The following is a 22,195-nucleotide window of genomic DNA, read 5'->3' on the forward strand; positions in this document are numbered from 1 at the left end:
GCATGGGTTTAGCCAATACCGTCCAAAAAATGCTCATGAGTGGCCTGAAGCACGGTCTTGTGGATTTATTACCATAAAATCAAAAACTTGCGGGTATCTTTATGTGACTTACGTATTGGTGCTGTGGATAACTTTCACACTACATCTAGATTCTTCTTGCCGGACTCACTTGATCGTGGCATTCCCGTTCTGACGGCAAAACGCGTCAGACGCGCTGTACACCGTCAGAATGACCAAGAGCCTCAACAGAGGCCGAGAGTGGGCGGCAGGACATGGATGATCGTAACGTTGGATACGCGCAAGGCATAGGCTCTTCCGACATCGGAGCATTTGCCGACAATCTGGCTGAATCTTTGGATCGCCAGATGAAGATCGCTTTCGAGCCCGAAGAACGAAAGTCCCTGCGCCGTTTCAGTTCAACCGAGGTCGCCAGCCTCCTGCGCGTAAGCACATCTAACCTGCGCAACCGGCACAAGGACGGCAGCTTCCCGGAAGTGCATACAGACAACCGCGGACACCGGTTCTACACAGCCCAAGAGATTGATGAGTTGCGTGATATTCTAGGGCGCACTGGAAAGAACGTAGAAAGTTACCGCCCTGGTCGACGAGAGGGCGATCGTCTCCAGGTAATATCGGTCGTCAATTTCAAAGGCGGATCGTCAAAAACGACAGCAACGATACATCTTGCACAACGGTATGCCTTGCGAGGCTACCGAGTGTTGGTCTTGGATCTCGATCCGCAGGCAAGTTTGACCACCTTTTTCGGCTTTCGGCCTGAGCTCGAGTTCGCCGAAGGCGGCACAATCTATGATGCCCTGAGATATGAGGAGCAAGTTCCGCTCTCAGCCGTCATCCAAAAAACCTACTTCCATAAGCTCGATATGGTCCCAGCGGGCTTGATGCTCTCGGAATACGAAACTGAGACGGCAAATGCCCTCGCCCGCCGGGTGCAGCCCATATTTGCGGAGCGTCTCGCCTTAGCGCTTGAGGAAGTAGAGGCGAATTACGACATCGTTCTGATCGACTGCCCACCTCAACTTGGTTTCTTGACCCTTACGGCGTTGGCAGCCTCAACGGGACTTTTGGTAACCGTGGTACCTGGCATGCTCGACATCGCTTCCATGAGCCAGTTTCTGAAACTTGCTTCGGAAACGGTCAAGGCCGTGGAAGAAGCCATTGGCCGGCGCGTGACCTGGGACTTCGTAAAGTTCTTGATCACGAGATACGAACCGTCGGACGGGCCTCAGACGCAGATGGCGGGCTACCTAAGATCGATCTTGGCCGGACAGGTCATGACTGAACCAATGCTGAAATCTACGGCGATCTCAGACGCTGGTATGACCCAGCAAACCGTCTACGAAGTTGATCCGAGCCAATTCATCAGAAAAACGATTGATCGCGCTCTGACCAGCGTGAACGGCGTTGGAGATGAGTTGGAACAGACAATCCAAATGGCATGGGGGCGCCGCTGATGGCCCGAAACATCTTCAATCAGCCACCAAAGGACGAGAAGGAGAGCGCGGCCCCCTCCCCTACCGCGCCAAAAGCGGCAAAATTGCCAGGATCTGTTGGCGGATTGCGCGACTCTTTGCGCGAGATCACCGCGAATTCCATTCGGGACATCGAGCCCGATCAGATTGAGATGGATGGTCTGCGCGATCGGTTAGTGCTGGAGGATTCCAGTATTGATGAGTTGGCCGAAAGCATTCGCAAGCATGGGCAACAAGTGCCAATTATGGTCCGTCCATCGGCCCAACCGGACAGATACCGTATCATCTACGGCCGACGCAGGCTTGCAGCGATCCGCATGATCGGTGGAACGGTCAAGGCGATCGTCCGAACTTTGGATGACGACGCATCTCTGATCGCACAGGGCCAAGAGAACAATCTCCGACTAGACCCGTCTTTCATTGAGAAATCTCTTTTTATCAAAGAGATGCAGGAATCAGGCTACAAGCCAAACGTCATCCAGGATGCTCTCGGTTTGACACGGCAGGGCGTGTCCAACCATCGCGTCGTCATAGAGCAACTGCCAGAAGGGCTTGTACAGTTGATAGGGCCGGCACATGGCATCGGACGACGGCAATGGGGTGATCTGGCTGCTTTCTCGAAAAAGATAGATCTGGTGAACACGGCCAGAAAAGTGATTGCCGCCCTGCCCGACGACACTCCAAGCGCGGAAAAGTTTCAGGCAGTCTACTCGGCTTGCTCGAACAAGGCACGTAGCGACAAGAAGCAAGCCAACGGCAGCCTAAAGTCCGTCGTCAAAGATGCGGACGGTAGCTCTGTGGGAACGCTGACGGTCGATCAGAAAACGATCGCCATCAAGATCGCCAAGAAGGACAACCCAGAATTCGGCCAATGGCTCGAAGAGCGCGCAGAGGCAGCGCTTTTGCAGATCTTCGAACAGTGGCGGAATGAGAGCGGCTCTGGGTCCTAACCCAAGCCACACAGAGTAACGCGAGCAGAGGAGAAAAGCGAAGACCAGAAGAAAAGAGCCCCCCAAAGTTTCCCCTGGAGAGCCCTCATCATTCGATTAGCACTCATGATGTAGCAACCTCCAACAAACCGGTCAAGAGTCACCGATTCGGTGGACGGTTTTTTTTGCCTTTTCCTGAGCAAAATCTCGGGAAAAGACTGGGAAGCTGTGGGCCGAACGGTCGTCGTGAACAAACCATGGCATTTACAAAACTATCGATCAAAACCGCTGGTGCTGTTGCATCAAGCGGCTCAATTTCTGCGGCTGAAACCGACATTTGGACCATCTTCAGGGCACTGAGAGATGCACGGAGCGTATTCGGTCTGCGTCCTGGCCATATCCAAACACTTCAAGCCATGCTCAGTTTCTTGAAGCCCGGCCACGGCGAAACGGTTTTCGCGTCCAACGACTCGATTTGCCAGCGCGTCGGCGGTATCGACGAACGGACACTCCGCAGACACATCAACCGCTTCGTCGAACTCGGTTTCATCAAACGCAATGATAGCTCGAACCGGAAGCGATACCGCGTTCGCTCGTCCAGCGGGGAATGCATCAGCTATGGACTGTCTCTAACCCCCCTCATCCAACGTGCAAGCGAGCTTATCGCCATCGCACATGAGATGGAAAATAACCGGCGGGATCGGATATTTATCCGCAAACAGATCCTTACAAAGCTCGCCAATTTGGAAAAGCATGATCCCTGCAACACATTCATCACCCACGCACGGAGAGCTCTACGCAGGAAGCTGAGCCTGCCCGAATACCACGCGCTGCTCGCTGACACGGACAAAGAATGCCGGAATTTGAGTACACCAGATGACCCACCAGAAACTGTGGAATTGCCCGCCAATGACGGACAAACTGTCCGGCACCAATCTAAGTCTGAAGAAGAAAAAAAAGATTTAGATAGCAACATAGGCAATGAAGCTCTGAAACCAGACTTGCTAACCTCAGTTTGCGATCAAGCGACGTCGTTCTCCACAGAGAGACTTAGAAACTGGTTGGACATTGAAAACCATGCTCGAACACTTGCACCCATGATGGGGGTTCACCCAGATACATTCGAAAAAGCCAAGAATGCAGTAGGAGCTCAGAAAGCGTCATGCGCCATCTTCATCATGCTACAACTTGGAAGACGCATCAGGGACTTTGGAGCGTATTTTCACAGTATTACCTTGGGCCAACGTCAAGACCAGTTTGATCCAGTGGCTTTGATCAATCGTCTATCCAAAACTGCTATGCAACCCGCCTAGTGTCCACCGCGGTGGACGTCTGACTGGCAACTAGTCCAATTACGCGTGGTCTCTCCACATGCATCAAAGCCACCGAGCCAAATTCCAATAGGGCGATACTGCGCGGTCATTCCATGTTCCTCCGTCCGGTCGATGTCCACCGCGGTGGACAGATCCGGCACCAAGTCTCACACCTCACATTCGTGACAGCCGTTCTTCGTCATCCACGACGTCAAGTGAACCGCCCTTGCCATCCCAAGCCCACAGGACGATGTCGAAGTCCGATGACGACGCACCCTTCGCAAAACTCTTGATCAGGAACCCCGCAAACCCATCCGCTATAAGGGCGCTTGCTAAATCCTGTGTCGGCACAGGTTGACCGTCGAGCATCTTCATGCGCCATGCAGGGTCGGCAAGTATTGACGCTGTCACACCATACCGTTCGAGCCTGTCCTGATCGCGGGTATCGAAAATTGGCCCCAGGTCGGCATTGTACGACACCAGGATCGTGGGTTGCAGGCTGCCTACCTGGTTGGCTTCTCTAAGAGCGGTCGCGGGATCCAGCGAGGTGTAGAGGGCAGGGGTGCCCTTGGCATTAAAGCGCCCTCCATAGAGTTCGGCGCCCCGTCCGGACAAAGGTTCACGCGCATAGACGGCGTTCAGGGCGCGGTAGAGCGGCCCTGAGTAGCGTCCATCTTTCAGCGGCATCAGGCAAAGACGCCCGCATCGACCGCATCGATGTATTCCAGAACTTGCTGAGCTTTGCCTTCCTGCACCAGCTGCATGGCTGTCCGGCCATCAAAGCCGGGCAGGGGCTCTGACCGGTACCATGCATAGGCCATCAGTTCCGAGCCGAAGCGGGGTTCGACTTTGTTCAGCACCTCTACCAATTCGCGCAGGCGGCGCTGCGTCTTGTCCGAACCAATGCGGGCTCGCCTCTGCAACGCGTCTTTGCCCAAGCCGACGGTCAATGCGATCTCTTCTGCTGATGTGCGTAGCACAGCGGCGATCTTGCGCGGTTCGAATTGCCCAGCTTCAGCAAAGTTCGTGATATGCATGATCTATGCTCCTACAGTGATACTGACGGTATATAGCGACAATATTGCTGAATTTCAAGTTGATAGGAGATACTGCGCCTTCGTTTCCCGTGCTAATCCGTAACGCTGCATTGCTCTGAACGAAGCAAATCCTGATTTTTGGGCTTGAGAAGTCGCCGTTAGAGCGCTTTTGCCGATCGAGAACGTCAGATAAGTTATTGATAATATGAGAAAGGCTGCAGCAGTCGGACCGGAGTTGCCGATCTTGGATCGGAACCGCCACTTACTGCATCCAGTCACGGGGGTCCGCGGTGGTGTCGGACCCTCGGCAGTTACCCCGGACCAGTTGGCTAGTGAAAAGGGAAAGTGGACTTCGGGTTTTTGTGACCGACGGATGAGGGCCTTTGGGGTGCCTCTGACGAGTTCGGGCCGGGTTCCGGTCTGCCGTTACGGATGAAGGGCATTCCCATGCAATCAGGTGTCTTGCGCGTGTTACGCGCGACCGCTGCCTCTTGGTGGCGGCATATAGAGCTGCGCCGAGCCGGTCAGACAGGGCTGGCACGGCAGCTCGAGCGGAAGGCCGTTCTCCGCGATCTCGCCTATCTCAGGCAGGCGGCGACGCTGCCGAATGCCCATGTCATCTTCGGAGAAGGCGGAACGTTCCTTCAACTCGGTTGGACCTTCCCACACTCAACCGAAAGACATCCCCATGGCTATTCTCAAGTTCTCCACCTCCGCTGTCGCGGCGCAGATCGCCCACGCGCGTGCCTGCAAGACCTTCCTGCCCAACTGGAACGGACCCGTTGACCGGCCCGCCCTGATCCTCATCGTCGGCAATGGCGTGCATCTGCGCTCGAACGGCATTGATGGCACGACCACCCGGCTCTGCAACTTCGAGAGCGACAGGCGCAGAACCGAACTGGTCAAGGCTTGCAAGGTTGGCTCCACCTGGTATGCGGCGGCAAAGGTCACAAGTCTTGACGGCACCCCTGTCGAGGATGCGACCTATGTGACCGATGCGAATGGCTCGATCACTTTCGGGGCTGTCTTCCTCACCCGATACGATGACGGCTGCTGGGGCTACAAGGATATGGAGGAAAGCGCGGGCCCGAACGCGTCGCGCGCGCCCCTTGCGCTGATCGAACTTCTCTCCGATCTGAAAGACCCGGACAGCTACGCCCGGGACTGGCGCCAGCGCTGCCGGGATTGGGCCGCGATCCCTGACTACGCCGAAGGCGACAAGATCAAGCTCGCAAAACCGGTGACGCTCACCGACGGCAGCACCTGCCAGATCGTCACCGCGACCCACTACAAGCGGGGGCGGCAAAAACGCCGCTGCTACCGGATCGAGGAAACCGGTGGGCTCGTACGCCTCTCGAAGGCCACGCTTGCGGGTTCGGAGCTGCTCAGCTCCGCGAAAGGTGCTGCCAGCCCGGTGCTGGCGGAGTATCTCGCGGGGCGAGAATAGGTGCTGCGCCGGACGGTTCATCGACCTGCGGGCGACAGCAGATCCTGCGGCTTGTCTTGACAAGACAATGCAAGTGCATTACCTATTGCGGTCAGCAAAGCCCCTTTTCTTTCAGGAGACTGCCATGACAGCGCTCGCACAAGACGTCTCGAAACTCACGGACCGGTATCAGACGACCGTGCCGGCGGGTGTGCGCAAGCAGCTCAAGCTGGGCAAGGGCGACCAGATTCGCTACTGCACCGAGCCGAGTGGCAGGGTCTATATCGAGCCCGTGCGCGCCGAAGAGGATGATCCCGCGCTCGGCGCGTTTCTCGATTTTGTCGAGGCCGATATCAAGGCGCATCCGGACCGCATTCGGGCGTTCGATGGGGCTTTGCATGATCGTCTTGCAGCACTGGTCGGAGACGTTGACGTCGATCTCGATGCGCCCCTATCGCTCGAGGATGAATAAGCGGCGATAGCGTGCCCGCCCAAGCGCCCCTTGTCGTAAACGGATGGTCGATTTATGCGCATCCGCTCTTTCTGGACCAGCTCGAAGGGCTGATCGAGGAAGTCGAGGCGCGTAAGGCACGCGATCCAAAGACCTGGCGCAAGAAAAACCCGACGAAACGGCTGGCCGCCATCTTCAAGCTGGTCACCGAGGCCATACCGGCAGATCCGAGTGCCGCAGCCTACCGGCAAGGCAGCACGCTCGGGGATCACCGCAAGCACTGGTTCCGGGCGAAATTCTTCCAGCAGTATCGGTTGTTCTACCGGTTCAACAGCGATGCGAAGGTCATCGTGGTGGCCTGGGTGAACGACGATAAGACCCTGCGCGCCTACGGCAGCAAGACGGATGCCTATGCGACGTTCAAAGGGATGCTGGAAGATGGAAATCCACCTGACGATTTCGACGCGCTCTTGAAAGAAGCGGCGACGGCGGACAAGCGGTTCGAGACGTCTCTTGAAGCGGCGCCCGATCGGTAACCCCTACATCTCCATGCAGATCGATGTCGGCTTGCCACCAACGCGCCCTTTGGCGCGCGCAGAGGCAAGACCCGCCTTGGTACGCTCGCGGATTAGCGCGCGTTCGAACTCGGCCGCGGCACCGAGGACCTGTAGTGTGAACTTGCCTTGCGGCGATGCAGTGTCGATCGGGTCCTGCAGGGACCGGAAGTAGGCACCTTTGGCCTCCAGCCGCTCGATCACCTCCAGCAGGTGCGACAAAGACCGCGCGAGGCGGTCGATCCGGACGACGACCAGCGTGTCGCCCTTGCCGATCCGCTCCAGCACACGTGCAAGCACCGGACGCGCACGATTGCCGCCTGAGGCGTGCTCTTCAAAGATCTCGGCGCATCCCGCCGATTGCAGCGCCTCGGACTGGGGCAGGGGGGTCTGATCCTCTGTGGATACGCGCGCATAGCCTATCAGGGGCATGAAAACGGGCCATTTGCAATTTTAGATAACACTAATAAACGACCGAATGACCGCGCGATCAGAGACCGGCTGCCTTGGTCAGGTTCACCCGGAACCGGTCGCGGCGGCGCTGATAGCGGCGGGTCATCTCGGCCGAGGCGTGTCCGAGCTGCTTCTGGACATAGCGCTCGTCGACCTCGGCCGAACTGGCGAGACCGGCGCGCAGAGAGTGGCCAGAGAAGAGGGCGAGGCGATCCTTTTCGGGCAGCTCTGATCGGATGCCGGCGTCGAGGACCGTGCGCTTGATCAGTCGAGCCACATGTTTGTTGTTGAGCCGCGTTTCGGATGCCCGTGTGCCATCACGCGAGGTTCCGACGAAGACCGGGCCGAAGTCGATCTTCGCGAAGTGCAGCCATTGCTCAAGGGCACGAACAGGGCAGGTCTGATCCTTGGAGCCGCGGCCGATCTCGACTTCGCGCCAACCGGTTTTGGCGTTGAGGGTCAGGAGGGCGCCTTTCTCCAGGATTTCGATCCAGCCGCCGGAATCCGGTGTATCGTCTTTGTGCACGTCCAGGCTGACAATTTCGGATCGGCGGAGGCCTCCGGCGTATCCAAGCAGAAGGATTGCCCGATCGCGTAGCCCGCGCAGGTCATAGGGCAGGGTGGCCACCATCGCGAGGATGTCCTCGGCCAGGATCGCTTCCTTCTGGACTGGCGGCCGCGCGTGCTTGCGCTTGATGCCCGCCAGAACTGTCGCGATGTGCCGGTTCCTGCGATCGAGAATGAACCCGCGCTGCGCGTAGTTCCAGGTGAGACCGGACAGGCGGCGGTCGATCGTGCTGACCGACAGGGGTCGGGACGCCGACTGCGAAGGGGAGGAGCCTGACCCGGAGGCCAGATCGGCGAGGTAAAGCCCGATCATCTCAGGAGAGGGGGGCAATGGCTCCGCGCCCTTCATTCGGCACCATCGCGCGAAATGCGCCCAGTCTTTCGCATAGGCCCTCAGCGTGTTCTCTGAAGCCGCGGCGCGGGCGTAATCTCGGGCGGTGTCCACCAGTCGATCGAGCGTGCCGGAACCCGCGACATGGGAGGGCAGGGCGATGTCATCGTTTTCCTCTTGATCGCTAGCGTCGACGCGATCGTCATCAGGCTCACCAGAGGGCGTTGGCGTCGATTTCTCGGTCTCTGAGGGCATATTTTCACTGAATCCGGCAATGAAATTGAACTGCTTCCCAGCATATCTTTTCACATCCGATAATGCAAACTTATTGGACATAGCGGAGAGCAGTAGAGTGGGGCGGTTTCTACATCATATTGTGGACGAAAGCGCCGCGAGAGTGTAGCTTTGGGCATGACATACCTGCCCGCCACGATCTCGGACGACCTGGCCACCCTATCGCAGCTTCCCGCGTGGGTCACCTCCGGGCGTGCGGAAACCCTTGAAACTGTGGCCTTTCGGTCGGGAGCCGCGCTGACAGTGCTCGACCAGCTGATCAGCGATCCCAGGCATTGTGTGCCTGTGAAACTGCTCGCCAACCGGCTGGCACTGAGTGCGGCGACGGCCACCTCGAAACTGGAAGGACGGATGGCGCGGGAGGCGGACATCCGCGACGCCTACCATCTGACGCCACCGGGCGAGGCGCGGGGCCCGGATGGCGATCTGTTGGCGTTCTGGCGCGAGGCCGTGCGGCTTCGGCTGAACGGACCCGGCGAGATCGCAGACCTGATCGGCGCGCACCTCGCAGGCGAGGAGGGTGTCTGGCTGGACGCCGGACAGGAACGCGCCCGGACCCACGGACCCTTGGCTGGCTGTGTGACCACCCTGCAAGCCGTGCTCAAGGCAGACGACCGGGCGGAACGGATCGCTTGTCTGCTCTCGGACATCGTCCTGGCGCGGGCGCTGAATTGGAAGACCTTGCTGCCGGTGTCGGCGCAGCGGTTGACAAAGGCGGCTCTGCGCGACCTTACCGCAGAAGGGCAGGGGGCCGATCTGGCAGTCGAGATGCGGATCCTTGAGGCCATCGAAGAGTCGATCCGCTTGGCGCGGGATCTGGCCCGTCGGGCGGAAGCGCTTCGCGCCATCGCGCCGAAGCTGCGTGCGAAGGGATCGACAGCGGCAGTGGACCTGTTCCTGACCGAGGATGCCGTGGCGCCGGCGTCGATGCTGTCGCCGCGCATTCGCGGCACCTCGATCCCGATGACCGACCGCGCCGCGCGGCGGTTCTGCGATCGGTTGGTCGAGCTGGGCGTGGCACGGGAACTGACCGGGCGGCCGACCTTCCGGCTCTACGGGATCGCATCATGACGGTCGCGACAAGGAAACGGAAACCGGCGGAGGAGGGCGGCGCCGTCTTCGACCGGGAGCTTGACGATCGGCCACAGGAGCTGCGCTGGCGCGAATGGATGGGGCGGATCGAGGCGGTGCTCTTCGCCAGTGCCGCGCCGGTCGGCCGCGAGGATCTTGCGTGCGTGGTGGGGCAGGGGGCCTCGGTCGAGATGCTCATCGACGACATCCAGGCCGAACTCACCGGCCGTCCCTATGAGCTGGCACAGGTTGCCGGCGGATGGATGTTCCGAACGAAGACCCAGTTCGCGGATGCCATCAAGGCCGCTGCCGATCTGGGCGAGCAGTCGCTTGGCTTCACCGAGATGGAGATGGGGGTGCTCTGCGCCATCGCCTATCATCAGCCGATCGACCGGGCCGGTCTCGCAGACATCTTCGGCAAGGAGGTGAGCCGCGATCTGCTGGCCCGGTTGCGCTACAAAGAACTAATCGCCAGCGGCCCGCGGTCTCCGCGGCCGGGGGCACCGCATACGTTCGTGACGACCGAGACGTTCCTGGTGACGTTCGATCTGCAGAGCCTGCGAGATCTGCCGGAGCTGGAGCTGCCATCCGCAAGGGAGGAAGTCCAAACGACAAGATAGCGTGACTGGCCCACGTCGAAACGCCTACCAGCGTGTCGAAAGGGTGCCTGACGTGAACATGTCGACGGTCTCTGGGATCAAAAGTGTGAGTACTTCCTTGTGTTCCGAATGCGTTCGGGATCCCGATATCACCGAGTGAGCATAGACATTGAACTCCGCGGCCTTGTAGTGACCGAAGAACCCGCTTGCGGGATGTAGATGTGCGCGAGTGGTTTCGTTCTCACCAGCAAACAGCAAGTCCATGACGCCCGTATCGGGATCGTGGTCCTTCCGCGGCATCCAGCTGTCTGGCCAGGACGACGATTTCCGGAACCATTTCCGACCATTTGGCCCATAGCAGATGAGCATCGTTTCCGCCGCGCTCAGGTCAACAAAGCGCAATGCGGTTGCCTTGCGGCTGACATCAAAAGCCTCAGCGAGCTCATCGATTGCGTTGAAGGAGGTCCTTCCAATGCCCCTCATGCGCGGTAGGAACAAAAATCGAGGCATGATCAATTCCGCGGCGTAGCGATCCGCTTCGCGCTCTTTGACCTTGGCCTTACCATTTGCCGAGCCGATATCCTGTTTGGCACAGGCTAAGATCTGATTGCGATGTCTTTTCCAATGGCCGATTTCATGGGCGAGTGAGAACCGTGCGCGCCGGACCCCAAAACGGTCATCCACGGTGATGATCGCCTTGTCCTGGACCCCTGTGATTTTCGCCTCGCAGCTCTCCAATTGGCGGTACCGGACCTTCGCACCCATGGTCCAGGCGATCGTTTCCAGGTCGATTTGGCCGGGCTCGGTGACCCCGTATCGTACGAGATGTTGTTCGGCATCCGATAGCGCTTTCACGGGTCGCCCTCTCCTGGTAATGCGACGCCAAGCTCTCGAAAATCTGCCAAAAGATCGAGAACCTCGCGATCAGACATCGGACCAGCGCAGGCATTTCGTGCGGCCTGTGTCAGGCTTGGCACGTCACGCGCGATCCGTGCAACGATGACGCGCGCATCGTCAGCAGTGACTTTCCAGGACTGAGAAGATGCTAGGCGATCCGCATTCATCTCGGCGCGCGCGCGGGCAAGCGCTTTTCGTCCCGCTTTCATCTGTGCACTGTCAAGCAGACTGTCGAATGCGCGTCCTGCATCTTCAGCAGCGATCCCATCATCTTCGAGATCTGCGAGAATCTCCTCGTCGCTCATGCTGAGAATTGCATCGACGACATTATCCGTCAGATCAAACAGCTCTTCACGCTTGGACTTGGTCGTCATGATTGACTCCGTTCTTTCTTGAAACGATCCATCATTCGGGCAATGCGCCGGTGGATCGTGGCTAGCTCCTCTTTTGTCACGCCAGCGAAGTCACAAAGCTCCTGACCTCGCAGGCCATCAAACCCACCGAGCAAAACAAGGTGGGTTCTTTCACACCCTTTGCACTGCTCTTCGAGAAAGGCATGGAACGCCGCCTCATGTTCGGCATGCAGCAACTCCTGTTCGCCGGTCCGGGTCGTTTCATCTGCGGTAAGGGCAGTCAGAAGATCGTATTCCGGGTGCGATACCTCGGCGGCGAGTGCGTCTTTGCGCCGTTTACGCCATTCGATGCGATTGTCGGCAAGCGAGCGCATGGCATTCGCCAGAAAGGTCACCAGCTCGACTCCCTTGGGACAGCGCCGGCGATATCGGGGGTTCTCTTCAATTGCCTTCATCATGGCTTCATGCAGCAGATCCTCGGGCTCGATGTCGCCGGAGACTGCGGCCCATTTCTTTGCGATCTTCAACAAACGAGCCTTATCGGTGAGGCATAGCGCGCCAAGCTCGTCCCGGAGTTCTTCCGTCTCCTTGATGTCAACAGGCTTAATCACGCCCAACGTTCCGTCCTCCTCATTGATGGTGGGACACTCCTATAGGCGCATGACCAGCGCCGATTCGGACACCTACAGCATATATTTTTGCTGTGTCGGAATCGAATGTGAGCACAAGCCTTTGTGGATGTGAGCGGCAATCGCCACAACATCTTAAGAGGACTTAGACCCATGACTGACGAAAACACTTTTCTTGACCTTGAAGCTTGCGCCCGCGAAGGGCGCCATGATCCCACTGCGACGCGCTTTCGCATCCGCATCGATGACGTGCGCTATCGCATCGACGATCCCAAACCCACCGGTCGTCAGCTCTTGGCGCTGACCGAGCAGAAACCGCTCGATGAGTATCTTATCTTCCTCGTGCTTCGGGGCGGTGGCTTCGAAGAGATCAGGCTGGATGAGACCGTGGATCTGACCCGGCCGGGTGCCGAGCGGTTCCTCACCTTCGAGAGCTCCGCTTCGTATCGGTTTGAGATTGACGGTCAGCGGATCGAATGGGGAACCAAGCTCATCACCGGTCTCAGGCTGAAGGAGATCGCTGGCGTTGATCCCGCAACCTATGCGCTTTGGCGTGAGGTTCGAGGTGGCGAAGACCTTCCGATCTCCAACGACCAGTTGGTGGATTTGAGCGCAGACGGACTTGAGCGGTTCTTCACGGTCATCGAGCAGACCACGGCGGGCGATGCGCAGAGTGGCGGGGCGTTGCCCCGCCGCGACCAGATCTATCTGTCAGCCGCGGCACCGGGATTTCAGGTGATCAACGACAAGCATCAGGTCGGGATCGTCCTGAAGGATTTTGTTCTGCCGGACGGCGGCTTCGATGTCGGACGGACGGACATCCTGATCATTCTGCCCGCCGGTTATCCCGACGCGCCGCCCGACATGTTCTATTGCCACCCCTGGCTCCGTAGGGCTTCCAACGGAGCCTATCCGAAATGCGCCGATATTCCACAGCCCTTTTCCGGCATCACCTGGCAGCGTTGGTCTCGGCACAATTCCCAATGGCGCCCTGGCAAAGACGGCATCTGGACGATGATCAAGCGCGTCGAGCATGCCCTGCGGGAGGCGGTCTAATGGACTATGACGTCATTGTCCCGCAGCGGTTCCTGGAGCCGTTGCGACAGGCCGCATTCAACGGCGCCAAAGAAGGTGGCGCCTGGGCCTTGTTCAGTTCCGCGCGGGTGACCCGGGATCCGGTCAATACCAAGCCGCGTCACCGCTACATCCTCCGGCATATCCAGCCCTTCGCCGTGACAGATACCGTGTCGTCTTCGCCGAAACACATTACGGTGAAGACCGACACCTTCATGCCGATCCTGCGCCAAGCCCAGTGTGAAGGTCTCACACCTGGTTTCCTGCACGGCCATCCGAGCGGGTACTCCGCATTCTCAATGCAAGATGACATGAACGATAAGGCACTAACGCAGGCAACCCGGAACCGGAACGGTCCGGAGGCGGGTTTTGTCAGCCTCTTGGTGTTGCCGGACGACACCCTGAAAGCACGGGTTTGGCACGGGGACTGCATGACTCAAGCCGCGACAGTATTGATCGCCGGATCGCAGGTGCGCATCATGGATCGACACCCCATTGTTGCGGCGCACGGCAGCGATCTCGATCGCCAGGCCCGGGTCTTTGGTGATCTCTTCAACGATCAAATTCGGGCGTTGCGCGTCTTGATCGTTGGAGCAGGAGGGACCGGCTCGCCCTTGGCGGTGATGCTGGCGCGTGCCGGGGTGCGCTGTCCCGTCATTATCGATCCCGATATCGTCGAGGACACCAATCTGCACCGTCTTCACGGTGCACGGGTTTGCGATATAGGCCGGGCCAAGGCCGAGGTTATCGTCGATCACATCAATGGGATGGGGCTTGAAACGGGAGCCATCGGCATTCAGGGAAATATTTTAGATGCCGCACATCGCGATCTTCTAGTCTCTGCTGATCTGATTTTCTGCTGTACGGACGATCACGCTGGACGGCTCCTGCTCAACCGTTTTGCCTATTTCTATGAGATCCCCGTCGTCGATATCGGGCTTGCCATCGAAAGAACCGACATGGGCATTCGTGACATGACCGGACGCGTCACGACGCTCCATCCAGGCGCCGCATGCCTGTTGTGCCGAAACATTGTCGACCCTTCCCGTGCCCGCGCAGAGGAACTCCGGCGCCGTGATCCCGAGGCTTTCCTTCAACAGGCTGACGACGGCTACATTCTGGGCGGCGGCAATCCGGAACCGGCCTTCATTTCGATGACGACTTCGGTGGCGACCATGGCCATGGAAGAGATGCTACAGCTCATGACCGGTTTTCGCGGTGCAGGCGGGTCGGCAACTCAGCGGCTGCGGCGGTTTCAGGTTCCCGAAGACCGGCGCACCGGTGCTAAGATCGATCCGGACTGTCCGATCTGCGGCGAAAGCGAAATCTGGGGGATCGGCGATATCACCCCGTTCCTAGACCGGGTGGCCTAAGATGATCAGAGACATCCTTCGTACCTGTTTGGTCACACTGCGCCTTGTCGATCGACCGGCCGTCCTGCTTAGATATTTGGAACAGCAGCCGTCACCTGAGGAAATTGCGCCTGGCGACGTCATCCTTGTCGGCGACCGAGACAAGCTGAAATGGGCGGTCATGGCCTGCCCTGGTGGGTGTGGTAACATCATGCGCTTGCCACTTGTGTCCAATCGGCGGCCGCACTGGTCCGTCAACCGTGATTGGCTCGGGCGACCTTCCCTCTCCCCTTCGGTGCATCAACGCAACGCCTGCAGGGCGCACTTCTGGATCCGAAAAGGGGCAGTCACTTGGTGCCGGAACAGCGGATGCGGTCACCCATAGTACAGGGGAGGAATATGTAAAAAAAAATCTCAAGACTCAGGTAGGCTCCCGGTCCGCCTGGGTCCCGGTTTGTAGTGAGCACATGCGCTACCCGGCCTCGCGTAGCCGCACCCGGATAAGGTCCTCGATTTCGCTGCGGATATCAAACTGGGTTTCCACTTCCAATTCGAGGGTCACTGCGATCGCGAAGCGTATCTCTTCGTCTGGACTGAGACCTCCGCCGGAGTTGTCCCGGCATTGAACACGTATGGGAAGCACCGCACCCTGACCGTAGTTTGGCACAATCGGACCATCTTGAATCAGGCGTCGAGACCAGACAGTACCCCTCTTGATGATATTCGCGTCCAGTTCGCGGGCCCGCATGTCGAGGTTCCAGCCCTGATCCTCGATCAAATTCCCCAAGAGATCGGTTCCATGCGGCACCGCTTCCAGAAGCGCCAGACGGTATCTAGCTCTGGTTGCAAGGACCGGAGAGAACCAGGCAATCGTTACCCACATGGAACGGCCCAAGCGCTCACCGGCAAGCGAGGGTGGCAGAGGAACATCGAACAAAGCCGCACGGTCTTTGCGAATGGTTGCAGTGCCAATCAACGTGACGCCATAGTCCGGCGCTTCCCGCATGAAGACTTCATTCAGCACCCCGTGACCAAAATGCCGACACACCTCCTCGCGTGCGTTCGAATGGTTGCCATTGAGCCGCGCCCGTTCCGACTCATAGTAGGCAATCGCATTCTCCGGCCATCGAGCTGCGTTCACGGCCAATGCTTTGGTAATCAGGGCAAGATCGCGTCTGCCGAGATTCTGTCCTTCGAAGGGTCCGTCGTCGCCCATGAGTTCGGTAGCGGCATTGACATGTGCGCGTGTTGCCAAAGCATTGCTGCAGCTCGTCCCTCTGACACGATATTGAGAGGCTGCACCCCGCTGCACGGTTGCCGCATAAAGACCCGACCTTTGATACTGGTTGGGGACGGTTAGCCGCAGATGGGCGCCGATCGGAGACATGCGTAGATCGTGCTCGCCACCCGTGTGGACATAGTCGGGTTTGATCGACCGAAAGGCGCCGAGGCCCAGCCCTGACGAGACGGCAGTTAGAACACCCTCACCGCCGTCCAGAGAAATCATGCCTGCCGGCAGCGGCATCGTCGGGTCGGTGAGGTCCCGAGAGGCCGCGCCAACAGTGACCACGTTCACCGCTTCGCCGGGTGCAAGAAGCGTTCGAGTATGTCGCGCGACGCGCAAGGCCGCATCGATATGGGCTTTTTGCGCTTCAAGACCAGCATCCTCGAAGTCAATGGACCTCATATTGGGGACGACCAAGCCGTCCGGAACGTTGCCTGCGGAGACTGTAAAAAGGATACCTTGGTTCTCCGCCCACCAATCAAGTAGCCGTGCAAGCGAACTGATCCGACCTGCAAAATGCGATCCACGCACGCCGATCGAGAAATTGACGATGAATGCTTCCGGTGCCAGTGGATCGTCACCCAAGAACGCGCGCGTTAGTGCGATGTGGACGAGGTCGACAAACAACTGATCGTCTGGCGAGGAGGCGCCATCCGCCCCGTCGACAAGCACTGGTATGGCGAGCAGACGAGCGCCATTTAGAGGGGCGCCATCAGCAACAAGGTCGCCTCTTAGGATCAGCGATGCCATGGAGGTCGCGTGGCGTCGGTGCTGCACCTGCGAGAGGCGTACCAGATCGTGAACGTCCTCGATATCGACGCCACCGTCCAGGGCAGGATGACCGGCGATCGGTGTGCCATCAAGTAGCACGGCTCGTACGGGCGCGTTGGGATCAAAGGGTGTAAGATCGCCGAAATCGGTATCGGGTTCGTCGTCCGAGAGATCGGGAAGAGACTGACCTACGGTCTGGGGGAGCACGAACTGCAGCCCGTCTATGGTCGCAAGACCGTCGGGAGCGAACGGATTTTCAAGCATCGCCCGAACAGCACCTGACGGCATGTCGATGAGCGCCGCTTCATAGATGAACCCATTGAGATTGATCGAGCTGGTTCGCACAACCTCTCCGCCCAGTGCCTCAACCCGCGCCCGCGTATCCGTTTGCCATCTGTTCCGTTGCGCGCGGTTTGCTGTCGGCCAGATCTCCAGCTCGAGACGCATTGGCACAGCGTCATCGTCGGCAAGTTGCTTGAGCAGCTCCGCTTGGGCCTGGGGCGTCAACCGGTCCTGCGGTCCCCAAGGGCGGATGTCCGCGAGCAAATCGAATAGCTGCCACCATGGAGCCAGCCCGTATGGTTTTTCCTCGTCGTTTTGGTAGGCGCGCCAAAGCTGCAGCATGCGTTGAAGGTCTGCTGCTGAGGGCATTGTCGCATAGAGCGTTGGTGCGGCAGCAGCAACATATTCATCAACGAGCTCGTCCGGGATTTCGTAATTATCGTCGAGCCGGTCCTCGATGAGCAACTCGAAGCCGATGCGCGCGGTGGCCTTCTGAAAGTTCTGGATGGGCAGCAGTGTCTCAAAAACAAGCGCTCGTTCTGGCGCAATGCCGGAAGGATCCTGGCGAAGAAGCACATCCGGCGCTTCACCCTGGAAGGCTTCTTCCAGACGCCTGAATGCTTCGCCAAATCGCGCGTCCTGACCTTGGCGACCGGCGCCGCGCGGGCGTCGGCGCCGGTCTGGCGAACCTTTCAGACGAACGGTGAGTTCGGGATTAGGCAGTCGAAGGATCGGTCGATCTGTCATCCCCGGTCACACTTCCATGCTGTGAGGCCCATGCGCCTATACGGTCCTTGACCAAAGTACGGAAGGTGACGTTTCCCTGTGCCAGTGCACGACGCCTGTGAATATCCATAAAAAAGTCTTCGGCCTCGGAAAAGTTCTTTGGGCAAATCGCGGCACGTAGGCGTTTGGCGGTATACCCGAAGTTATCGTGGAACTCCTTCATCCGGAGAGCAAAGTAATCTGTCATCTGATCATCTGTTGGTTTCCCGAGTTCCAGTTTGATTTCGAACCTTCGCCAGGTTGCGCGGTCAAGTAATTCGGGGTGGTTCGTCGCGCCGACAAGGACACAATATGACGGAAGATCATCAAGTTGTAGCAGCAACGTCGTCACAACGCGTTTGATTTCTCCTGTTTCGTGGAGGTCTCCTCTTTCCTTTCCCAAGGCGTCGAACTCGTCGAAAAATAGAATGCATGGTTCCGTGCGTACGAAATCAAACATGCGCCGAAGTCGCGTCGCTGTGTCGCCGAGGTAGCTTGTGATGATTGCATCGTAACGCACCACGAACAGAGGCAAGGCTAACTCGTAAGCAAGACTCTCGGCCAAAGAGGTCTTGCCGTTTCCTGGCGGCCCAACGAGTAGCAACCTGTGCCGTGGTTCCAGCCCATGCGCTCTAAGAACATCGGCCCGATGCTGTTCTTCTATGAGTTCACCGCAGGCAGTTTGAACCTTCTTGTCCAGAAACAAGCTCGACATCGGGCGCTCGGGCTCACGTCGCTGTATTCCGCCAGAACCGTCTCGGAGCCGCATAGCCGGCTGCGATGAGCGCCCGTTAACTCCTGGTTTTGGCGGTACGGTCAGTGCCTTTGAAATCCGATCCGCGACTCCAGTATGCTTCTTCGATCGCTCGTCAGCGGCAATTGCTTCAGCTGTAACGCGAACGGAGTCTGTATCCCCGGACACCCCGGCCTTAACCAAATCGATGATGAGGTCGCTTCTCGCCATGACCCGCCTTAAAAATGTTCAACATGCTTCCCATCTGAATCATAGACGGATCGGGCGGAAAGTCACCCGATACTTAGGTTTTCACGCGGATTCAGAGGAAAAGGCGCTGATAATGAGACACATGCAATTTGCTGAATTCTTCGTACCATGCTGTCAGGCTTTGGATGTCCGAAATATGTAGCAAACTTCGGACTCGCGTATGTCCGAAATATGCGGTAATCTTCGGACATGATGGATGCTAGATCACCTGCTGCTTTGCCCACTCAGATCCTTGATCGGATCAGTGCCGAACCTGCCAAGGTTTGGACGCCGGGAGATTTTGCGGATGCCGGTTCGCGCGAGGCCGTCGACAAGGCCCTCCAACGGCTTGCCAAGTCCGGCGAGCTCCGTCGTATCGAACGCGGCCTCTACGACAAGCCGCGACTCAACAAACTGACCGGGAAACCGTCGGCACCGGACTATCGCGCTGTCATAGAAGCTGTCGCACGGCGGGACAAGGCGCGCTTTGTCGTAGACGGAATGACCGCGGCCAACACTCTCGGACTGACAAACGCCGTTCCAGCCAAGATTGAGGTCCTGGTCGATGCCCGCCTGAAACCCATCGAACTGGGCAACCAAAAGATTGTCTTCAAGCATGCTGCGCCCAGTCGTTTGTATTGGGCGGGACGCCCTGGAATGTATCTTGTTCAGGCACTGCATTGGGTCCACGATACCATGAGGGCTGAGACCGAGCGCTCGAAAGTCGATCGGACCATTCGAAAGCTCCTTACCGATAGTGACGGGGGGCCAAAACTAACCGAGGACCTTCGTATCGGTCTCTCGGCCATGCCGATATGGATGCAGGACATCCTGCGCAAACCGATCATGTCGGCAGGTGCGGAGAGAAACACATGACGACAGAGGCGTTCTTGGAAGTCATCCGCGCGGAGCCCGCTGACCGCGCTGACCTCTTCCTCACGACGGCCCGGCGGCTCGGTTCACCCCTGATCAACATCGAGAAAGACTTCTGGGTGTGCTGGACACTCAACACCCTCTACCATCGGCTGCCGAAGGGCGGCCCGCGCCTTCTCTTCAAAGGCGGCACGTCGCTTTCAAAGGCCTATGGTCTGATCAACCGGTTCTCGGAAGACATTGACGTCACCGTCTTCAGAGATGACCTCGGTCACCCTGGGAGCACTGCTGAGATCGCGGCACTTTCCAACAAGAAGCGGAAGGCTGCTCTTGACGCGATTGCAGCGGATTGCAGCCGCTATATCACCACAGAGCTTCTGGAGGCCGTCGCTGAAATTCTGGTAGCCGACACGGGGGGGACGGGTCGCGTCGAGATCGACGATAGCGATCCAAGTTCTCAAACGCTGCTGGTCTGGTATCCGCGGGTGGATGCATCTGAGACCGGATATGTGCAGGCCGCAGTCAAGATCGAGTCAGGCGCGAAATCCGCACTTGATCCGAACCGTCCCGTTACCATTGGTCCTTATATCGATGCTGATCTCGAAGCACTGGATCTTAGCGTGCCGGATGTCACGACGATTCATGCCGAGCGAACCTTCTGGGACAAGATCGTGATTGTTCACGGCTTGCGCAACTGGTTCGAGCGGCGCGGCGAACTTCGCCAGGACGGGCAGCGGATTTCCCGACATTACTACGATCTGCATTCGCTCCTGCTCTCGGATGTTGGCGCCTCGGCCGTCGCCGATCTGGCTCTCGGTGCGGATTGCATTGAGCATGCCCGAACGTTCTTCAGTAGACCGGATTACGACCTCGCAGCCGCCGCACCCGGTACGTACGCCCTTCGGCCCGTAGGCCACATGATTGATCGATTGGCCCGGGACTACGACAACACTAGGGCGATGATCTTTGGTGACGCCCCCGATTTCGGGGATATCCTATCGTCGATCGACGAGATCGAGGACAGGTTGAACGGCTGATGGTGGACTTGCGTCAGGTTTGACGAGGAGTTGCCTCTGTGTCAGATCGCGTGACATTGATAGGCTGCCTTGGTCCATGTCGGGTTATGTCCGAGGTATCAACGTCTAATTAGGGCTACGCCTCGAAACATATAAGGGACACAATCTCCAAAAAATGGTCTGCATAAAGGGGATGGTGGAGGAAGAATCTCGTTGTAGGTCACGCGCCCTTGGCTCCTCGGCAGCGGGCATCTTGAGCGGGGTCCACCCAGCCCTCGAGCGCTATACCGACGCTGTAGTCCTTCTCGGCTCGCCTGAGCTCGTGGTGGCGCTCGACCGCCGCCAAGCGTTGGACCTCGATCCGATTCTTCATCTCTGCGCTCGCGTTGAATTCCTTCGCAAATCCCCCGATGCGACTCCAAGTTCCGTGCAGCCTCGGCGGGTTTGCAAGAATCTGCTTCATCTCTTCGTCGAATAGCATCGTTAGAGCCAGCGTGACGTTCTCCTCCGCCCTCCTCTCGGCTTGCGGCGCAGTCCTGAACCTCGCCGCAACATCTGCAATTCGGTGGAGCTCAGTAAGCGCGATGATATCGGCGCGCACCAATTCATCAACATGCTTTGCGAAGCGACTCGATGCGAGCCATCGTTTGGAATCGAGAACGTCTTCCAGAATTCCGTCCAGCTTCTGATCGATGCGCACGAACCAATCCTCGAGCAGACCGTCAAGCTCGCCTCGCTCCAACAACGACACCCAAGCCTCGCAATGCCAGTCCCCCACCGTCCGGACTTTGGCCGCCAGCATGTTGGAAAATGCCTGCGGCAGGCCTTCTGACGGCATCCGTCCGACGATCTTTTCGATCGTCGCCTCATCTGCAAACGAAAGAGTATCGTCGAAGGCTGCCTCGAATAGCCGATGTCCCGGGTCAGCTGCGATCGCGTGGATAATCGGTGTCCAGAGTTTCTTGGCGCTGTGGTGCTTGCCATATGCCCATAGTGGTTGCGGCACACCGACGAACATCCGGATGCAAGCCTCAAACCTTCCAGGACCGACAAGTGCCTCCATTTGCGCCGCATCGCGACCCGCAAGATCTTGGCAACCGGTGATCGCTTCGATGATCGCAGGATTGACGTCGCGCCGCGTCAGGAGGGTGGCGTCCACCCAACGACGGTCGCTCCGCGGCTCGCCGACCCAAGCGATGAATCGGTTGTGCTCATCTTGGGTCAGTAGATTCCAATCGTCGGCGATATCGGCCGCTATCACGACCCGGGCGCCGGTGTCGACAAGGCCGTAGAGCTGCTCGAACACCTCGGCGCGCGCCTCTGGTCGCGCTACGCGCAGTAGCGGTTCGATCATCCCGAGTTCATAATCGTCGACGAAATATTCCCGCACTCGCTCGACCA

General features: G+C 58.4%; 22 protein-coding genes and 2 pseudogenes. 14 read left to right on the forward strand and 10 right to left on the reverse strand.

Annotation, left to right across the window (positions count from 1 at the left end):
- The first annotated feature begins 272 nt into the window (after positions 1 to 272).
- The 3 genes from repA to repC all read left to right on the forward strand — a co-directional run bounded on the left by repA (position 273) and on the right by repC (position 3,732).
- Entirely contained in the window at positions 273 to 1,472 is a 1,200-nt protein-coding gene (repA, locus tag PAF12_RS15830; RefSeq protein WP_027264275.1) for a plasmid partitioning protein RepA, read from the forward strand.
- Entirely contained in the window at positions 1,472 to 2,440 is a 969-nt protein-coding gene (gene repB, locus PAF12_RS15835) for a plasmid partitioning protein RepB (protein WP_271109736.1), read from the forward strand. The genes repA and repB overlap by 1 nt, the downstream gene beginning before the upstream one ends.
- Positions 2,441 to 2,676: 236 nt before the next feature.
- Positions 2,677 to 3,732, forward strand: coding sequence for a plasmid replication protein RepC (gene repC / locus PAF12_RS15840; protein ID WP_027264273.1), 1,056 nt, complete (start codon positions 2,677 to 2,679; stop codon positions 3,730 to 3,732).
- Between the two features lie 174 nt (positions 3,733 to 3,906).
- Here repC and PAF12_RS15845 read toward each other — a convergent pair whose 3' ends face one another.
- Together PAF12_RS15845 and PAF12_RS15850 are read right to left on the reverse strand one after the other, a co-directional pair.
- On the reverse strand, positions 3,907 to 4,419 hold the full coding sequence (locus PAF12_RS15845) for an RES family NAD+ phosphorylase (protein WP_027264272.1): 513 nt from the start codon (positions 4,417 to 4,419) through the stop codon (positions 3,907 to 3,909).
- A complete protein-coding gene (locus PAF12_RS15850) occupies positions 4,419 to 4,769 on the reverse strand; it encodes an MbcA/ParS/Xre antitoxin family protein (protein WP_027264271.1) in 351 nt (116 codons plus the stop codon). The genes PAF12_RS15845 and PAF12_RS15850 overlap by 1 nt, the downstream gene beginning before the upstream one ends.
- 432 nt (positions 4,770 to 5,201) lie before the next feature.
- Here PAF12_RS15850 and PAF12_RS15855 point away from each other — a divergent pair.
- The 4 genes and pseudogenes from PAF12_RS15855 to PAF12_RS15870 form a co-directional block, all read left to right on the forward strand.
- Positions 5,202 to 5,429: pseudogene (locus tag PAF12_RS15855) on the forward strand (hypothetical protein); the annotation flags it as partial.
- A 28-nt stretch (positions 5,430 to 5,457) separates the two neighbouring features.
- The gene (locus PAF12_RS15860; RefSeq protein ID WP_100160910.1) at positions 5,458 to 6,216 is read left to right on the forward strand and encodes a hypothetical protein; all 759 of its coding nucleotides are present in this window, start codon (positions 5,458 to 5,460) and stop codon (positions 6,214 to 6,216) included.
- Positions 6,217 to 6,340: 124 nt separating this feature from the next.
- The gene (locus tag PAF12_RS15865; protein ID WP_027264269.1) at positions 6,341 to 6,667 is read left to right on the forward strand and encodes a type II toxin-antitoxin system PrlF family antitoxin; all 327 of its coding nucleotides are present in this window, start codon (positions 6,341 to 6,343) and stop codon (positions 6,665 to 6,667) included.
- Positions 6,664 to 7,182, forward strand: a complete 519-nt coding sequence (locus tag PAF12_RS15870) for a type II toxin-antitoxin system YhaV family toxin (protein WP_027264268.1) — start codon at positions 6,664 to 6,666, stop codon at positions 7,180 to 7,182. The genes PAF12_RS15865 and PAF12_RS15870 overlap by 4 nt, the downstream gene beginning before the upstream one ends.
- Positions 7,183 to 7,215: 33 nt before the next feature.
- Here PAF12_RS15870 and PAF12_RS15875 read toward each other — a convergent pair.
- Together PAF12_RS15875 and PAF12_RS15880 are read right to left on the reverse strand one after the other, a co-directional pair.
- Positions 7,216 to 7,632, reverse strand: a pseudogene (locus tag PAF12_RS15875) (recombinase family protein); the annotation flags it as partial.
- Positions 7,633 to 7,690: 58 nt separating this feature from the next.
- Positions 7,691 to 8,806, reverse strand: coding sequence for a tyrosine-type recombinase/integrase (locus tag PAF12_RS15880; RefSeq protein WP_027264267.1), 1,116 nt, complete (start codon positions 8,804 to 8,806; stop codon positions 7,691 to 7,693).
- A 156-nt stretch (positions 8,807 to 8,962) separates the two neighbouring features.
- Between PAF12_RS15880 and PAF12_RS15885 the strand changes: the two genes are divergently transcribed.
- Positions 8,963 to 9,916, forward strand: a complete 954-nt coding sequence (locus PAF12_RS15885; RefSeq protein ID WP_271109737.1) for a DUF1403 family protein — start codon at positions 8,963 to 8,965, stop codon at positions 9,914 to 9,916.
- Positions 9,913 to 10,536: an SMC-Scp complex subunit ScpB gene (locus tag PAF12_RS15890; RefSeq protein ID WP_271109738.1), complete on the forward strand. Its 624-nt coding sequence runs from the start codon at positions 9,913 to 9,915 to the stop codon at positions 10,534 to 10,536. The genes PAF12_RS15885 and PAF12_RS15890 overlap by 4 nt, the downstream gene beginning before the upstream one ends.
- 24 nt (positions 10,537 to 10,560) lie before the next feature.
- Here the strand turns inward: PAF12_RS15890 and PAF12_RS15895 are convergent, their stop codons facing one another.
- Genes PAF12_RS15895 through PAF12_RS15905 form a run of 3 tightly spaced genes read right to left on the reverse strand, consistent with a single transcriptional unit; the run spans position 10,561 to position 12,376 of the window.
- Complete coding sequence (locus PAF12_RS15895; protein ID WP_271109739.1) at positions 10,561 to 11,370, reverse strand: ImmA/IrrE family metallo-endopeptidase; 810 nt, start codon at positions 11,368 to 11,370, stop codon at positions 10,561 to 10,563.
- Positions 11,367 to 11,786 (reverse strand): hypothetical protein, encoded by a 420-nt coding sequence (locus PAF12_RS15900; RefSeq protein ID WP_271109740.1) that lies wholly within the window; start codon positions 11,784 to 11,786, stop codon positions 11,367 to 11,369. Before PAF12_RS15900 ends, PAF12_RS15895 begins: the two co-directional genes overlap by 4 nt.
- Complete coding sequence (locus PAF12_RS15905; RefSeq protein WP_271109741.1) at positions 11,783 to 12,376, reverse strand: hypothetical protein; 594 nt, start codon at positions 12,374 to 12,376, stop codon at positions 11,783 to 11,785. The genes PAF12_RS15900 and PAF12_RS15905 overlap by 4 nt, the downstream gene beginning before the upstream one ends.
- Positions 12,377 to 12,499: 123 nt before the next feature.
- On the opposite strand from PAF12_RS15905, the gene PAF12_RS15910 reads away from it, so the two are divergent.
- The 3 genes from PAF12_RS15910 to PAF12_RS19025 all read left to right on the forward strand — a co-directional run bounded on the left by PAF12_RS15910 (position 12,500) and on the right by PAF12_RS19025 (position 15,205).
- Positions 12,500 to 13,450, forward strand: a complete 951-nt coding sequence (locus PAF12_RS15910; protein WP_271109742.1) for a multiubiquitin domain-containing protein — start codon at positions 12,500 to 12,502, stop codon at positions 13,448 to 13,450.
- Positions 13,450 to 14,841 carry a ThiF family adenylyltransferase gene (locus PAF12_RS15915; RefSeq protein WP_271109743.1) on the forward strand — a complete coding sequence of 464 codons (1,392 nt, stop codon included), beginning with the start codon at positions 13,450 to 13,452 and terminating at the stop codon, positions 14,839 to 14,841. The genes PAF12_RS15910 and PAF12_RS15915 overlap by 1 nt, the downstream gene beginning before the upstream one ends.
- Before the next feature lie 160 nt (positions 14,842 to 15,001).
- Positions 15,002 to 15,205, forward strand: a complete 204-nt coding sequence (locus tag PAF12_RS19025; protein ID WP_368045174.1) for a DUF6527 family protein — start codon at positions 15,002 to 15,004, stop codon at positions 15,203 to 15,205.
- A gap of 87 nt (positions 15,206 to 15,292) precedes the next feature.
- On the opposite strand, the gene PAF12_RS15925 is transcribed toward PAF12_RS19025, so the two are convergent.
- Both PAF12_RS15925 and PAF12_RS15930 read right to left on the reverse strand, forming a co-directional pair.
- Positions 15,293 to 17,905, reverse strand: a complete 2,613-nt coding sequence (locus PAF12_RS15925) for a S8 family serine peptidase (RefSeq protein ID WP_271109745.1) — start codon at positions 17,903 to 17,905, stop codon at positions 15,293 to 15,295.
- Positions 17,874 to 18,887 carry an AAA family ATPase gene (locus tag PAF12_RS15930; protein ID WP_271109746.1) on the reverse strand — a complete coding sequence of 338 codons (1,014 nt, stop codon included), beginning with the start codon at positions 18,885 to 18,887 and terminating at the stop codon, positions 17,874 to 17,876. The genes PAF12_RS15925 and PAF12_RS15930 overlap by 32 nt, the downstream gene beginning before the upstream one ends.
- Before the next feature lie 231 nt (positions 18,888 to 19,118).
- On the opposite strand from PAF12_RS15930, the gene PAF12_RS15935 reads away from it, so the two are divergent.
- Both PAF12_RS15935 and PAF12_RS15940 read left to right on the forward strand, forming a co-directional pair.
- A complete protein-coding gene (locus tag PAF12_RS15935) occupies positions 19,119 to 19,781 on the forward strand; it encodes a DUF6088 family protein (RefSeq protein WP_271109769.1) in 663 nt (220 codons plus the stop codon).
- Positions 19,778 to 20,815, forward strand: coding sequence for a nucleotidyl transferase AbiEii/AbiGii toxin family protein (locus tag PAF12_RS15940; RefSeq protein WP_271109747.1), 1,038 nt, complete (start codon positions 19,778 to 19,780; stop codon positions 20,813 to 20,815). Before PAF12_RS15935 ends, PAF12_RS15940 begins: the two co-directional genes overlap by 4 nt.
- Positions 20,816 to 21,014: 199 nt before the next feature.
- Here the strand turns inward: PAF12_RS15940 and PAF12_RS15945 are convergent, their stop codons facing one another.
- On the reverse strand, positions 21,015 to 22,148 hold the full coding sequence (locus PAF12_RS15945) for a hypothetical protein (protein ID WP_271109748.1): 1,134 nt from the start codon (positions 22,146 to 22,148) through the stop codon (positions 21,015 to 21,017).
- Positions 22,149 to 22,195 lie beyond the last annotated feature (47 nt).

The organism is Paracoccus sp. SCSIO 75233 (assembly GCF_027912675.1).
Taxonomy (GTDB): domain Bacteria; phylum Pseudomonadota; class Alphaproteobacteria; order Rhodobacterales; family Rhodobacteraceae; genus Paracoccus.

Bases quoted from the DNA above. Each gene is read 5' to 3' on its own strand.
- repA (WP_027264275.1), top strand. From the start codon at position 273: ATGGATGATCGTAACGTTGGATACGCGCAAGGCATAGGCTCTTCCGAC.
- repB (WP_271109736.1), top strand. From the start codon at position 1,472: ATGGCCCGAAACATCTTCAATCAGCCACCAAAGGACGAGAAGGAGAGC.
- repC (WP_027264273.1), top strand. From the start codon at position 2,677: ATGGCATTTACAAAACTATCGATCAAAACCGCTGGTGCTGTTGCATCA.
- PAF12_RS15845 (WP_027264272.1), bottom strand. From the start codon at position 4,419: ATGCCGCTGAAAGATGGACGCTACTCAGGGCCGCTCTACCGCGCCCTG.
- PAF12_RS15850 (WP_027264271.1), bottom strand. From the start codon at position 4,769: ATGCATATCACGAACTTTGCTGAAGCTGGGCAATTCGAACCGCGCAAG.
- PAF12_RS15860 (WP_100160910.1), top strand. From the start codon at position 5,458: ATGGCTATTCTCAAGTTCTCCACCTCCGCTGTCGCGGCGCAGATCGCC.
- PAF12_RS15865 (WP_027264269.1), top strand. From the start codon at position 6,341: ATGACAGCGCTCGCACAAGACGTCTCGAAACTCACGGACCGGTATCAG.
- PAF12_RS15880 (WP_027264267.1), bottom strand. From the start codon at position 8,806: ATGCCCTCAGAGACCGAGAAATCGACGCCAACGCCCTCTGGTGAGCCT.
- PAF12_RS15885 (WP_271109737.1), top strand. From the start codon at position 8,963: ATGACATACCTGCCCGCCACGATCTCGGACGACCTGGCCACCCTATCG.
- PAF12_RS15890 (WP_271109738.1), top strand. From the start codon at position 9,913: ATGACGGTCGCGACAAGGAAACGGAAACCGGCGGAGGAGGGCGGCGCC.
- PAF12_RS15900 (WP_271109740.1), bottom strand. From the start codon at position 11,786: ATGACGACCAAGTCCAAGCGTGAAGAGCTGTTTGATCTGACGGATAAT.
- PAF12_RS15915 (WP_271109743.1), top strand. From the start codon at position 13,450: ATGGACTATGACGTCATTGTCCCGCAGCGGTTCCTGGAGCCGTTGCGA.
- PAF12_RS19025 (WP_368045174.1), top strand. From the start codon at position 15,002: ATGGCCTGCCCTGGTGGGTGTGGTAACATCATGCGCTTGCCACTTGTG.
- PAF12_RS15925 (WP_271109745.1), bottom strand. From the start codon at position 17,905: ATGACAGATCGACCGATCCTTCGACTGCCTAATCCCGAACTCACCGTT.
- PAF12_RS15930 (WP_271109746.1), bottom strand. From the start codon at position 18,887: ATGGCGAGAAGCGACCTCATCATCGATTTGGTTAAGGCCGGGGTGTCC.
- PAF12_RS15935 (WP_271109769.1), top strand. From the start codon at position 19,119: ATGGATGCTAGATCACCTGCTGCTTTGCCCACTCAGATCCTTGATCGG.
- PAF12_RS15940 (WP_271109747.1), top strand. From the start codon at position 19,778: ATGACGACAGAGGCGTTCTTGGAAGTCATCCGCGCGGAGCCCGCTGAC.
- PAF12_RS15945 (WP_271109748.1), bottom strand. From the start codon at position 22,148: ATGATCGAACCGCTACTGCGCGTAGCGCGACCAGAGGCGCGCGCCGAG.